General features: G+C 59.3%; 10 protein-coding genes. 3 read left to right on the top strand and 7 right to left on the bottom strand.

Translation table 11 applies throughout. The features are described 5' to 3' along the window. The first annotated feature begins 366 nt into the window (after positions 1-366). Entirely contained in the window at positions 367-3,741 is a 3,375-nt protein-coding gene (locus tag FIV05_RS03430) for a PAS-domain containing protein (RefSeq protein WP_152508679.1), read from the top strand. Between the two features lie 157 nt (positions 3,742-3,898). Here FIV05_RS03430 and FIV05_RS03435 read toward each other — a convergent pair whose 3' ends face one another. The 6 genes from FIV05_RS03435 to FIV05_RS03460 form a co-directional block, all read right to left on the bottom strand. After that, complete coding sequence (locus FIV05_RS03435) at positions 3,899-4,309, bottom strand: F0F1 ATP synthase subunit epsilon (protein ID WP_022998993.1); 411 nt, start codon at positions 4,307-4,309, stop codon at positions 3,899-3,901. Between the two features lie 93 nt (positions 4,310-4,402). Continuing rightward, positions 4,403-5,836 (bottom strand): F0F1 ATP synthase subunit beta, encoded by a 1,434-nt coding sequence (atpD, locus tag FIV05_RS03440; RefSeq protein WP_173013971.1) that lies wholly within the window; start codon positions 5,834-5,836, stop codon positions 4,403-4,405. A gap of 16 nt (positions 5,837-5,852) precedes the next feature. After that, a complete protein-coding gene (locus FIV05_RS03445; RefSeq protein WP_062490793.1) occupies positions 5,853-6,737 on the bottom strand; it encodes a F0F1 ATP synthase subunit gamma in 885 nt (294 codons plus the stop codon). Positions 6,738-6,768: 31 nt separating this feature from the next. Then, the gene (atpA, locus tag FIV05_RS03450; RefSeq protein WP_022998996.1) at positions 6,769-8,298 is read right to left on the bottom strand and encodes a F0F1 ATP synthase subunit alpha; all 1,530 of its coding nucleotides are present in this window, start codon (positions 8,296-8,298) and stop codon (positions 6,769-6,771) included. Then, entirely contained in the window at positions 8,298-8,858 is a 561-nt protein-coding gene (locus FIV05_RS03455; RefSeq protein WP_022998997.1) for a F0F1 ATP synthase subunit delta, read from the bottom strand. Before FIV05_RS03455 ends, atpA begins: the two co-directional genes overlap by 1 nt. A gap of 469 nt (positions 8,859-9,327) precedes the next feature. Further along, complete coding sequence (locus FIV05_RS03460; RefSeq protein ID WP_152508680.1) at positions 9,328-11,523, bottom strand: primosomal protein N'; 2,196 nt, start codon at positions 11,521-11,523, stop codon at positions 9,328-9,330. Positions 11,524-11,800: 277 nt separating this feature from the next. Here FIV05_RS03460 and fsa point away from each other — a divergent pair, with 277 nt between their 5' ends. Next, entirely contained in the window at positions 11,801-12,454 is a 654-nt protein-coding gene (fsa, locus tag FIV05_RS03465) for a fructose-6-phosphate aldolase (RefSeq protein WP_152508681.1), read from the top strand. Between the two features lie 260 nt (positions 12,455-12,714). Next, a complete protein-coding gene (locus FIV05_RS03470; protein ID WP_152511806.1) occupies positions 12,715-13,674 on the top strand; it encodes a tyrosine recombinase XerC in 960 nt (319 codons plus the stop codon). Here the strand turns inward: FIV05_RS03470 and FIV05_RS03475 are convergent. Further along, positions 13,671-14,180: a GNAT family N-acetyltransferase gene (locus FIV05_RS03475; protein WP_152508682.1), complete on the bottom strand. Its 510-nt coding sequence runs from the start codon at positions 14,178-14,180 to the stop codon at positions 13,671-13,673. The genes FIV05_RS03470 and FIV05_RS03475 overlap by 4 nt on opposite strands. Positions 14,181-14,269 lie beyond the last annotated feature (89 nt).

Genomic DNA, 14,269 nt, shown 5'->3' on the forward strand with positions numbered 1-14,269 from the left:
ACATACCGTGGAACACCACGTACCTCGAAACCCGGCCCCCAGGCCGGGTTTTTTATTGCCCGGATTTTCCCGTGCTGGATTTCAAGCCTGCAAGGCTGGACAAAGGGCATGTCAACATCGAGCAACCTCTGGATGAACAGAAGACTTAATGCGATTTTTTCGATCTAAGCAAATATTCTTACCGAATATTACCTAGGGGCGATTCTTCGTTAAAATACAATCACTCTTCTCGCACAAAACAACCCTGCCTTTATGGACAATTTAATTCAATCTCGCAAAGTTAATACTTTGTTTTAGTTCTGTACCTAAGAGTAAATAAACTAAAACCGAGATAGTGACGCGTTCGGCAGAGAGGCACAGTGCATCATGACCCCTGTGCAGGGAGACAGCGAACAGGATCGTCTGGACGCACTTGCGACCCTTCAGATTCTCAATTCTGAACGCCTCCCGGAATACGACGATCTCGTGGAGACCCTTGCCACGATCTTCGATGCCCCGATGGCCTTCATTTCCATCGTCGGAAAGGATGACCTCTGGTTCAAGGCCAAGATCGGCATAGACGTCGACGGCACGCCAAGAAAAGGCACTTTTTGCGATCAGGCGATCCTCTCGCGCGAGTTGATGGTCGTTCCCGACGCCCTCGAAGACCCCCGCTTCCGCGATACGAGCCTCGTTGCCGGTCCACCCTACACACGCTTTTATGCAGGTTTGCCGTTGTGCCTGGATGGCACGCATATCCTTGGGACACTGTGCGTTGTCGATACCAGACCACGGCAGCCAAGCGAAACACAGCTCCGCCAATTGCAGCGTATGGGATCGATCGTCCTAGGTCTGATGAAGTCTCATCGCGCCCAAAGTGAAACGCAATCTGCCCTTCGGGCGACCGAAGAACAGCAACGGCTTGCAATGCGCAAGAGCGACCTGCTGGAAGAGATCACGGCCGTTTCCGGTGTTGGCGGCTGGGAAGTGGATATTGATACCGACACGGTAACCTGGACGGAAAAGACCTGCGAAATCCATGAAGTGGATGACGACTTCGTTCCAACTGTCGATATGGCGCTTTCGTTCTACGCACCGGATTGCCGTCGCCAGATCTCGGATGCAGTCATCAAGAGTATCAAGGAAGGTGTCGCCTGGGATCTTGAACTCCCGTTCGTGACCGCCAAGGGGCGCGAGATCTGGGTTCGCACCGCGGGCAGGCCCATCATCGAAGATGGGCGAGCAACCCGTTTGATCGGTGCCTTCCAGGACATTACCGAACGCAAGCAATCCGAACAGGCCGTGCTTCATTCCGAAGCGGTCCATCGCACCACCCTGGAATCCCTGAGCGAAGGGATCCTCCTCGTCAACAGAGCCGGACAGATCCAGTCCTTCAATCCTGCAGCAGCAGCATTGCTCGGTTACACTGTCGGGGAAATGAAAGGTCAAAAGCTTCAGGATCTCGACCTCGATATCGAATGTGAAGAAGACGGCCACGTTTCCCGCTGCAATCCCCTGCAACAGGCGGCGGTCAATCCGGACAAGGTTTGTAACGTCGTTGCGAACGTGACCCGTCGCGGGACCGACCAGTCCGTCTGGCTGCGGCTGAATGCGAAATCGATTGGCGACGACAATGCGTATGGCCTCGACGGCGTTGTCCTTTCCCTGACTGACGTCACCGCGACCAAGCGGCAGCTCATCGCTCTGCAAGCCATTTTCGACAACCTGCCGGGTGGCCTTGTCTATTATGATCCCGACAGACGGCTTGCGGTCTGCAACAAGGATTTTCAGCGCCTGCTGCAACTGCCGCAGGAATTTATTGATCGCAAGGCGCCATTGCTGGAAGTGGCGACATATCTGGCAAAGCGGGGAGACTACGGTCCGGGAGACCCGGACAAGCTTCTGGAAGAACGGTTCAGGTATTTCGATGATCCCAAACCGCATATCTACGAGCGCGTCAGCCCCGATGGGACACATCTGGAAGTCCGTGGGATCCCTCTGCCGAGCGGCGGCCTTATTACCAGTTTCTTTGATATTTCGGAGCGCAAGCGGGCAGAGAACGTCTTGCGTTATTCCGAGGCCGTCCAAAGGACAACGCTCGAGTCTCTCAGCGAGGGTATTCTTCTGCTGACACATACCGGCGAAATCCAGTCAGCCAACCCTGCTGCGATCGACCTCTTGGGCGTGACCGGGAGGGAGCTGGTTGGGTTGAACGTAACCGACATTGATTTTGGCCTTCGCTGTGATCTTGAAGGCAAGGGCCCGTGCGATGCACCGCTGGAGCTTGCTGCCCGTGACCCGGGATCCCTGAGGGACGTCATCGCCCGTCTCTCCCCCACCAACGGGCGTCCGAGGAAGTGGCTTCGCCTGAGCGCCATGCCAATCGACGACGATCAGGAGTTCGATCTTGACGGTGTCGTCGTCTCCCTGACGGACATTACCGAGACCAAGCAGCAGGCCGACACGCTGCAAAGCATCTTCGACAACTTTCCGGGTGGGATCGTTCACTACGATGAAACGCTCCGGCTCGCTTCGAGCAATCAGCAGTTCCGCGACCTTCTCGAATATTCTGATGAGTTGATTGAAGGACGGCCTTATCTTTACGACTTCTTTCTCTTCAACGCTCGAAGAGGTGACTATGGCCCTGGCGACCCAGAGGCTCTCGCTCTTGAGCGGTATCGGAAGTACGACCTGAAAAAATCGCAGGTGTTCGAACGGCGTGCCGCGAATGGCACCTACATCGAAACCCGGAGCACGCCACTGCCGTCAGGTGGTCTGATCCATAATTTTTACGACATCACCGACCGCAAGAACCTGGAAGAACAACTTGCCGCGAACGAACGGCTGGCACGGCATCGCTCGCAGGAACTGGAAGCCATTCTCGCCAATATGCGCCAGGGTGTCAGCGTCTTCGACGCGCGTGGACGGCTGTCATTGTGGAACCGGCAGTACATCGAGATCTTCAACAAGCCTGAGGGCGATGTTTACGAGGGTGTGAGCCTCATCGAGTTGATCCAGGCCGAGAAGGAACGCGGCGAATTCGAAGGCGACGTTCAGGAACACGTCATGGATCTGATGATCCGTCTTTCAGCCGGCGAAGTGGTCCGTTCCAAGTTCAAACATCCCAGCGGCAGGATTGTCAGCGCGGTCCATGCGCCCTTGCCGGCGGGCGGCTGGATCGGTACGCATGAAGATGTCACGTCCCGTGAACTGGCGGCTGAAAAGATCCAGTTTGCCGCTCACCATGACACCCTGACCGGGCTCGCCAACCGAACGCTATTCAATGCAAAGCTGGACGAAGCCCTGAATGCGGCATCGGCCAATGGCATTGCAGGCGACCTGATGCTGCTTGATCTCGACAAGTTCAAACCGGTGAATGACAGCTTCGGTCATGATGTCGGTGACGAACTTCTTAAAACAGTCGCGCAGCGACTGCGCGAGTGTGTCCGGTCCTCAGATCTTGTCGCTCGTCTCGGCGGCGACGAATTCGGGATTATCCTGACAGGAACAGGTTCCGGCAACGCCAGTACGGCCGAGATCGCCGATCGTATCGTCCGCAAGATCGGGGCACCGTTTGCTGTCCAGGATCACATTATTTCGGTTGGCGTCAGCGTCGGAATTTCTCCGATAACGGGCACGGAACTGGATCCTCGTCCAGTGATAAAACGCGCAGATATGGCGCTTTACGAGGTCAAGCATAACGGGCGTAACGGGTTCAAGTTCTTCGAAGAAGAAGACGTCGCGCGGTTTGCTCGCGCCTGACGTTCGGCTTTCTGATCGAGAGCCGACTGTTTGAGAGGTAGACTGGCAGATACGTCGGAACCGCGCCTCTTGCTTACTTGACCGATCGCTTCCCCCAAAAACAAAAACGCGGTCCGTTGCCGGACCGCGTCATTGAATGAAGCTTGAGGGGGTCGTATCAGGCCTTGGTGAGGGCTTCTGCGACGTCCTTGAGCTGAGCCAGTGTCATTTCGGCTTTCTGCCGCGAGGCATCGTCCTTGGCGTCGGAAACATCTTCCTGCGCATCCTGGATCGCCTGGTCGAGCTGCTCACGGCTGATTTCGCCAACCGGAACGGCCTGTTCGGCCAGAACGGTGAGACCGCCTGCTGCAACATCGGCAAAACCGCCGCGGACGAAATATTCGTCCCAACCACCGTTTTCGCTGCTGCGCACCTTCAGGATGCCCGGCAGGATGGTGGAGATGAACGGGGCATGGTTCTTCAGAACGCCAAACTCGCCTTCGGCGCCCGGTACAACGACCTCTGCGACCTGTTCGGAGAGGAGCTGGCGCTCCGGCGAGACCAACTCAAACTGGAAAAGTTCAGCCATTTGGCGTCTTCCTTGTCAGTCTAATTCTGATGGCAAGCCATCAAGCATGAAGAAGACGGACGCCCGATAACGGGCGTCCGGTCAATTCGCCGATCAAGCGGCTTCAGCAGCCAGGCGCTGTGCTTTCTCGATGGCTTCGTCGATGGAGCCAACCATGTAGAAAGCAGCTTCCGGCAGGTGGTCGTATTCGCCTTCGACCAGACCCTTGAAGCCCTTGATGGTGTCTTCGAGGGCAACCAGCTTGCCCGGAGAACCGGTGAACACTTCGGCCACGAAGAACGGCTGGGACAGGAAGCGCTCGATCTTACGTGCGCGGGCAACGGTGAGTTTGTCTTCTTCAGACAGTTCGTCCATGCCCAGGATGGCGATGATGTCCTGCAGTGCCTTGTAGCGCTGCAGAGTAACCTGAACCGCACGAGCCGTTTCGTAGTGCTCTTCACCGATGATGCGGGCATCAAGCATACGGGAAGTGGAGTCCAGCGGATCCACAGCCGGGTAGATGCCTTTTTCAGCGATCGAGCGGTTAAGAACCGTCGTTGCGTCCAAGTGAGCAAAGGTCGAAGCCGGTGCCGGGTCGGTCAAGTCATCGGCCGGAACGTACACGGCCTGCACGGACGTGATCGAGCCCTTGTTCGTGGTGGTGATGCGCTCCTGCATGCCGCCCATGTCGGTGGCCAGCGTCGGCTGGTAGCCCACAGCGGACGGGATACGGCCGAGAAGTGCGGACACTTCGGAACCTGCCTGGGTGAAGCGGAAGATGTTGTCCACGAAGAACAGCACGTCCTGGCCCTGGTCACGGAAGTGTTCTGCAACGGTCAGACCGGTCAGAGCAACACGTGCACGGGCTCCCGGGGGCTCGTTCATCTGGCCGTAAACCAGAGCAGCCTTGGAGCCTTCTCCGCCGCCTTCCTTGTTCACGCCGGATTCGATCATTTCCCAGTAAAGGTCGTTACCTTCACGAGTACGCTCGCCAACACCTGCGAACACGGAGTAACCGCCGTGCGCCTTGGCGACGTTGTTGATCAGTTCCATGATGAGAACGGTCTTGCCCACGCCGGCGCCGCCGAACAGGCCGATCTTACCGCCCTTTGCGTACGGAGCCAGAAGGTCAACGACCTTGATGCCCGTCACAAGGATTTCAGCTTCGGTGGACTGTTCGATGAACTCCGGAGCGTCCTGGTGGATCGCACGCTTGCTTTCGTGCGGGATCTCACCGGCTTCATCGACCGGCTCACCGATCACGTTCATGATACGGCCCAGGGTGCCGTCGCCAACCGGCACCACGATCGGTGCATCGGTGTCGACCACTTCCTGACCGCGCACCAGCCCCTCGGTGGAGTCCATCGCGATGGTACGTACCGTGTTTTCGCCAAGGTGCTGAGCAACTTCAAGCACAAGACGCGTGCCCTGGTTGTCAACTTCAAGAGCGTTCAGGATCAGCGGCAGGTGGTCATCGAACTTGACGTCGACAACGGCGCCGATGACCTGGGTGATCCGTCCGACCTTTTTGTCAGCCATATCCCTAATCCTCGTCTCGATCCCGTTAGAGCGCTTCCGCGCCCGAGATAATTTCAATCAGTTCCGTCGTAATCTGAGCCTGGCGCTGGCGGTTGTAGTTGATCGTCAGTTTGTCGATCATCTCGCCGGCGTTGCGGGTCGCGTTGTCCATTGCGGACATACGTGCACCCTGTTCAGACGCAGCATTTTCCAGAAGTGCCCGGAAAATCTGAACGGAGATGTTGCGCGGCAGCAGATCCGCAAGGATCTCTGTCTCTTCCGGTTCATATTCGTAAACCGCGTTGGCACCTGCGCCTGCATCAGTGCTGCCAGCCTCGAAATGGGCCGGGATCAGCTGAGTTGCAGTCGGTTCCTGCGCGATCACGGATTTGAAAGTCGAATAGAACAGCGTGCAAACGTCGAACTCGCCATTGTCGTACATGGAGAGCACTTCGCGGCCGATGTCGTCCGCGTTGCTGAAGCCAACGTTCTTAACACTGCGCAGGTCGATGGTCTTGATGATGTGCTGGCCGAGCTCACGCTTCAGGGAGTCGTAGCCCTTCTTGCCGACACAGATGATCTTGACCGTCTTGCCCTGCTTCAGCAGGCTACGCGCTTTTTCACGCGCAAGCTTGGCAATGTTGGTGTTGAAGCCCCCACACAGTCCACGTTCGGCCGTGGCAACGAGCAGGAGATGAACCTGGTCATTGCCGGTGCCGGACATGAGCTTCGGAGCGTCGTCGCGCCCCTCGAAGGCCACCGCGAGGTTGGCCAGCACCGCACCCATGCGTTCCGCATAGGGGCGCGCGGCCTCCGCAGCTTCCTGAGCACGACGCAGCTTCGCCGCGGCCACCATTTGCATGGCCTTGGTGATTTTCTGCGTCGCCTTAACGGAAGCGATGCGGTTTCGTAAGTCCTTCAGGCTCGGCATGGCCGCCCCTGCTCCTTATCCCGGCGTGGTCTTAAGCGAAGTTCTTGGCGAACGCGTCGATGGCAGCTTTCAGCTTGCCAGTCAGCTCGTCGTCGAGTGCCTTCTTCTCCCAGATGGCGTCGAGCAGTGCTTTGTGCTCGCCACGAAGGAACAGAAGCAGGCCTTCTTCGAAGTCCTTCACGCGGTTGACCGGGATTGCATCCAGGTAGCCGTTCACGCCGGCATAGATGACTGCAACCTGTTCTTCGGTCTTCAGCGGCGAGAACTGCGGCTGCTTCAGAAGTTCGGTCAGACGTGCACCACGGTTCAGGAGGCGCTGGGTCGTGGCGTCGAGGTCGGAGCCGAACTGTGCAAAGGCCGCCATTTCGCGGTACTGAGCCAGTTCACCCTTAATCGGGCCGGCAACCTGTTTCATCGCCTTGATCTGAGCGGAGGAACCCACGCGGGACACCGACAGACCGACGTTCACGGCCGGGCGGATACCCTGGTAGAACAGATCCGTTTCCAGGAAGATCTGACCGTCGGTGATCGAGATCACGTTGGTCGGAATAAACGCGGACACGTCGTTGCCCTGGGTTTCAATAACCGGCAGTGCGGTCAGAGAGCCCTTGCCATGGTCTTCGTTCAGCTTCGCAGCACGTTCCAGCAGACGGGAGTGCAGGTAGAAAACGTCACCCGGGAAAGCTTCACGTCCCGGCGGACGACGGAGCAGCAGGGACATCTGACGGTAGGCCACGGCCTGCTTAGTCAGATCGTCGTAGCCGATCACGGCGTGCATGGAGTTGTCACGGAAGAACTCGCCCATCGCGCAGCCGGCAAACGGTGCCAGGAACTGCAGCGGAGCAGCGTCGGAAGCGGTAGCGGCGACAACGATGGAGTATTCCAGCGCGCCGGCGTCTTCCAGGGTCTTCACGAACTGAGCGACGGTGGAGCGCTTCTGGCCGACAGCAACGTAGATGCAGTACAGCTTTGCGTCTTCGTCGTCAGAAGCATGCAGCGGCTTCTGGTTCAGGAAGGTGTCGAGAATGATCGCGGTCTTGCCGGTCTGACGGTCACCGATGACCAGCTCGCGCTGACCACGGCCAACCGGGATCAGGGCGTCGATGGCTTTCAGGCCGGTAGACATCGGCTCGTGCACGGACTTGCGCGGCAGAATGCCCGGCGCCTTGACGTCCACGCGGCGCTTTTCGGTTGCCTCGATCGGGCCTTTGCCGTCGATCGGGTTGCCGAGCGGATCAACAACGCGGCCCAGGAGGCCCTTGCCGACCGGCACTTCCACGATGGCGCCGGTCCGCTTGACGGTGTCGCCTTCTTTAATGTCACGGTCGGAGCCGAAGATAACGACACCAACGTTGTCGGTTTCCAGGTTCAGGGCCATGCCCTTGATACCACCCGGGAATTCGACCATTTCACCAGCCTGGACTTTGTCCAGACCATAAACACGGGCGATACCGTCACCGACGGAGAGCACCTGACCGACTTCAGAAACTTCGGCTTCCTGGCCAAAGCTCTTGATCTGGTCCTTGAGGATTGCGGAGATTTCCGCGGCCCGAATATCCATCAGCCGACCTCTTTCATCGCGAACTTGAGTGAATTGAGCTTGGTACGCAGCGATGTGTCGATCATGCGGGAGCCGACCTTGACCACGAGGCCACCGATCAGGGCAGGATCAACCTTTGCCACGATGTTTACAGATTTGCCCGTGGAAGCCGAGAGAGCTTCTTTCAGGGCAGCGACATGATCGTCGGAAAGAGCAGCTGCGGAGGTTACCTCAGCCGTTTCCTCACCACGCTTTTGCGCAAGCAGGGTGCGGAATGCCTTGATCATGCCGGGAAGAACGAAGAGGCGCCGGTTACGGGCTGCCAGCTTCACGAAATTAGCAGCCAGGCCTTTGATGCCTGCCTTGTCGAGAAGTGCGGTAAGCGCTGCAAGCTGCTCCTCCACACTGAATACCGGGCTTTTCACGAGACGGACGAGATCTTCGCTTTCGGCAAGCATGCCTTCGAAAGCTGTCAGATCCCGCTCCACGTCAGCCGTTACACCTTCGCCTTCGGCGAGGTCGAGAAGGGCGGACGCATAACGCTGTGCCACGCCGGATACGAGAGATACGTTGTCAGTCACCAGGTCCGTGCTCTCTGACGTTTTTCATGCCCGCGAAACGGCCAGCGCTCGCAAAGCATTGAAAAAATGAATGATTTCAAGGTCAGAAGGTATGACGGTTAAACCGCTGCCCCCAAAGCCGCGCCTCAATTAGCACAGGGTTTCTCAGTGTGCAACTTCGCCTAAAGACTGTTATTGCCGATTCCTCGGTGTTTTTTGTCAAAGGTTGATAAAAAACGTTTCAGATCAACGCCTCCGCACCGTCATAAACCTTTAGACGGTTTTCTGCAGAGCAGGCGAAAAGGCCTTTGCGCAGGGCTGAAAGGGGCAAGTGACGAGGGCGTTTTTGCCGCAGCTGTGCGGACGGCGGGATTATTGCCGTCAGCAGCGTTGCCACAATCGCAAACAATGACCCTGCGGTTCCACCCGATTCTCCCACGCCGAACTCGTATGAACGGCAGGCGCTTTTCCCGATGAACGCAAAAACCACCTAGAGAAAATGCTGCGGGTCGATGTCTACTTGCAGGCGCAGCCCCTTCGTGGGCTTCGGGCCGATGCTCAGCCAATGCCGCAGATAGGCCTGCAGATCGTACTGGCGGGGGGCCATTGCCAGCAGGCGGAAACGATAGCGTCCGCGCACCATGGCAAGGGCGGCTTCCGCCGGCCCAAGGAGCGTGACGGCCTGATCCGGCGGTGCGGCACGGGCAAGGGCCCTTGAGAAGCCTTCCGCAAATCCTCTGTCTGGTCCGGAGACGATGACGGCGGCAAGACGCCCGAACGGCGGCAGACCTGCTGCCCGCCTTGCCTCGATCTCGGCCTGGTAGAACGCCTTCTTGTCGCTTGAAAGCAACGCCTTGATGACGGGATGATCCGCATTGTAGGTCTGCAGGAAACCCTTGCCGCCGCCGGTCACGCGGCCCGCACGGCCCGTCACCTGTGCAAGCAGCTGGAAGGTTTTTTCCGCAGCTCTCGGATCACCATGGGCAAGGCCAAGGTCCGCATCCACCACGCCGACCAGTTTCATCAGTGGGAAGTTATGCCCCTTGGCAACCAGCTGCGTGCCGATGACGATGTCGGCCCCGCCTTCCTCGACAATCTTCATTTCGCGCTTCAGCCGATCCGGCCCGCCGGCAATATCCGACGAAAGCACGAGCACACGCGCCTGCGGAAAGAGCTCGGTCACTTCCTCGGCGATTCTTTCCACGCCAGGACCGCAGGCAACCAGACTGTCTACCGACTGGCAGGACGGACAGGCCTTGGGAACCGGTTCCTGATGGCCGCAGTGGTGGCAGACGAGTTTTTTCTGGAATCGGTGCTCCACCAGCCAGGCGCTGCAATGAGCGCATTGGAACCTGTGGCCGCAGGTCCGGCAAAGGGTCAGCGGTGCATAACCGCGCCGATTGAGAAACAGTAGCGACTGCCCCCCATCGGCGAAGGTACCGGCGATGCCGTGGACCAGGCCAGGCGCCAGCCAGCGTCCCCGTTCCGGCCCGTCCTGGCGCATATCGATGGCCATGAGGTCCGGCAGGGCAGCTCCGGATGCCCGCTCGGGCAGCTCGAACAGCTTGTAGCGGCCCACCTCTGCGTTGACGATGCTTTCCACGGATGGCGTGGCCGACGCCAGAACAACGGGGAAGCCGGAGAGATGACCGCGGACGACAGCCATGTCGCGGGCGCTATAGGGCACCCGGTCGTCCTGCTTGAAGGCCGCATCGTGTTCTTCATCGACGATGATCAGGCCCAGTTCCTTGAAAGGCAGAAACAGCGAAGAGCGCGCGCCAATCACGACCCGGACGTCTCCGGAGGCCACCCCGCGCCAGACCCGCGATCGGTTCTTGACCGTGATCTGCGAATGCCATTCGGCCGGATAGACCCCGAAGCGTTGTTCGAAGCGCCGCAGGAACTGTTCGGTGAGTGCGATTTCAGGCAGCAGCACCAGCGCCTGCTTTCCCCGGCGCAAGGCTTCGGCAATCACCTCGAAATAGACTTCCGTCTTGCCCGAGCCGGTGACACCGTCGATCAGGGCAACGGCCCCACCCTTGCCGAAACAGGCCGTCAGGCCGTCTGCCGCGGCCTGCTGCGCCGGGGTCAGCGGTTTTTGCGCGTAGTCCAGTTGCGGTTTCGGCGGCGGGGGAGCCGCCGGCATCAGGACGGTTTCCAGGACATCTTGCTGAAGCAGGCCGTCGATAACAGAAGCGGACACGCCGGCAGCATGGGCAAGGCCGCTTTTCGTCCAGGCAAAGCCGTCTTCCATGGTCGCCAGAACACGCCCGCGTGCCGGCGTCAGACGATCCGGCGCGGCACCTTCGATGCGGCGGACACCGGGAACGGGCGCCTCCGGCTCCAGCGCTTCTTCGGACCGCAACACCATGCGCAGCACCATCCCCGGGGCGCCAAGTGTCCAGTTCGCTACCCAGTCGACGAACCGGCGCAGATCATCATCGAGCGGCGGCGTCTTGTCGTAGACATGGGAAATGGTCTTCAGTTTCTTTGGATTGATGGCCGCGTCCGGCTCGATATCCCAGACAGCCCCGATCACCTCGCGCGGGCCGAGCGGCACCTTGACGATGGTGCCCGGAACCACGGACTGGCCGGGGGGAACCTTGTAGGTATAGGCCCCTGCAACCGCGACCGGCACCAGCACGCTGGCAATGGTTTCCTGGAAGTCTGGATCGTCGAACAGCACTGTGTGTCAGGTCCTCATCGCTCCGGGAACGGCCGCGAAACCATGCGCCAGGCACGGCCCGAACCCTGGCGAGACATTGCCCGTCCGGTCGCCGGGATCAAGCCTCGCCATTCTTGAGGTACGTACCGCAAAAATTTCGTCCACCAGAGAATCAGGGGTTCTTCTTGTCATCATCCTAGGGTAAAGAGAGCCCAGCTGACCACGCAATCGTTTTGTCCCGCTAGCCGGGACCAGGTTTCCGGCGACGCTCCGGTAGCCCTACAGGGAGTAAAGACAGATGAAATTCTTCGTCGATACGGCCGACACGGCTGAAATCAAGGAACTGGAAGCAACCGGCCTCCTTGACGGTGTCACCACCAACCCCTCGCTGATCGCAAAGTCCGGTCGGGACTTCAAGGAAGTCATCGCAGAAATCTGCGCCATCACCGAAGGCGATGTATCCGCCGAAGTGGCCGCAACCGATTTCGACACGATCATGAAGGAAGCGCACGTACTTAGCGCGATCGCAAACAACGTGGTCGTCAAGCTGCCGCTGACGTTCGATGGCCTGAAGGCGTGCAAGCAGCTGACCGAAGAAGGCACCAAGACCAACGTCACCCTGTGCTTCTCGGCCAACCAGGCCCTGCTCGCAGCCAAGGCCGGTGCAACCTACATCTCGCCGTTCATCGGCCGGCTGGATGATATTCATGCCGACGGGCTTGAGCTGATCCGCGAAATCCGCGTGATCTACGACAACTACGGCTTCGACACGGAAATTCTGGCTGCTTCGATCCGCACGCCGAACCACGTGAAGGATTGCGCCATCATCGGCGCCGACGTCGCGACCGTACCGCCGGCAACGCTGAAGGCACTGGTCAAGCATCCGCTGACCGACAAGGGCCTTGAAGCCTTCCTGGCCGACTGGGCCAAGACCGGCCAGAGCATTCTCTGATCGCCGACCTTTCAGACGAACGAACGGCCCGGATTTCCGGGCCGTTTTTGTTTGCCGTTACAAGCGCCTGCCAAGGGTAACAGGACGTTCCAATACCTTTTGCCTGGTGTTGGGGGACAAGTCGATCAGGCTGGGAAATCTAAACGGTCCTGTTCACCTCCTGGTGGGGAAGGACCTTTGTCAGCCGGTTTGACGAAAAATAGCCGCCATGTGGCGCGATGTTAACGGAACCGTTGGGGATCCGGCATCACATTGGCACCATGTGTGCCGCATCCTTCAAATCCGAATCGCTGCTCGTCACCGCCCGGCCGGAACTCAACCGCCGCATCGACCAGTGGCTTGACCACCTGTCCGATGAGCGACGCCTTTCCGACAAGACCCTGCTTGCCTACGAACGCGACCTGCGCCAGTTCCTGCGGTTCCTGACCAACCATCTGGGCGGGGCACCCGACCTCAAGGAAATTGCGGCGCTCCGCCCGGCCGACTTTCGAGGCTTCCTGGCAAGCCGCCGCCGTGATGGTGCCCAGAGCCGATCGCTCGCCCGCGGCCTTGCCGGGATCCGGTCCTTCCTCAGGTACCTGGAGCGGCGGGGCGAAGTGAACGCTGCGGCGTCTTCCGCCGTGCGGCCACCACGGCAGGCCCGGTCCCTGCCGAAACCCGTCTCCTCCAAGGACGCCATCGACGTGACCAGCGGTGACCTAGCGATGGAACGCGAGCCGTGGCTGGAAGCTCGCAACGCCGCTGTCCTGACCCTGCTCTACGGCTGCGGCCTGCGGATTTCGGAAGCGTTGTCGCTGACCGGTGCCATGGCCCCCAAAACCGGGACGAAGACACTTCGTGTCGTCGGCAAAGGCGGCAAGGAGCGGATTGTCCCGATCCTGCCGGCGGTCTGCCAGGCGGTGGAGCACTATCTGAAACTTTGCCCTTACGCGATTTCGCCCGATGGCCCCCTGTTTCTCGGTGCCCGCGGCGGTCCGCTGAACCCGCGCATGATCCAGCTGGCCATGGCACGCCTGCGCGGTGCATTGGGCCTGCCGGACAGCGCGACCCCGCATGCCCTGCGCCATTCCTTTGCCACACATCTGCTGGCTGGCGGCGGTGATCTCAGGACTATCCAGGAACTGCTTGGCCACGCCAGCCTTGCCTCAACACAGATCTATACGGAAATCGACAGCGCCCATCTCCTGTCCGCCTACGACAAGGCTCATCCGCGCCGTTAGGATCCCTCAGGTTTCGGAAATCCGTAGACTGTCCGTTCCTTGCCATCAGGAAACATCTCACGCGCAATCGGCTCGCCGCCAAGTTTGCGCACCAGTCCCCTTGCTGCCTCGTTGTCATCCTTCATATGCGTTTCGACCAGAGGCCAGCCATAGACTTCGTAAGCATGGCGGATTGCCGCCTGCGAGACTTCCACGGCGGCACCGGTGCCGCGTGCCTGCGGCATCAACCACCAGGTCAGCTCCCGTCTTGGCCAGCCTTCGGGCCAAACGAAGCCGCAACCGCCGATGATATCTGTGCCCGTTTTCGGTTCGATAACCCACATGCCATAGCCGCGCAGTTGCCAGTGGCCGAGGTGGCTTGCCAGCACGCGCCAGGCGGAATCCTCGCGCAACGGTCCACCATAGAAGTGCGAGGCCTCGCCGTTCTCGTAGAACGCCTTGTAGACTGGGAAGTCCGGTTCTTCCGGCAAGCGTAGACGAAACCGCGGCGTTTCGAGTGATTGCATGATAAGTCTCTGTTGTTTGCGGGGAATTTCGTTCGATTCCCATGAAAGTTTCAACTCCGTTGTAGCCGCTTCCGCCACAAACGGTTAGG

This window comes from Labrenzia sp. THAF191a (assembly GCF_009363335.1).
Lineage (GTDB): Bacteria > Pseudomonadota > Alphaproteobacteria > Rhizobiales > Stappiaceae > Roseibium > Roseibium algicola.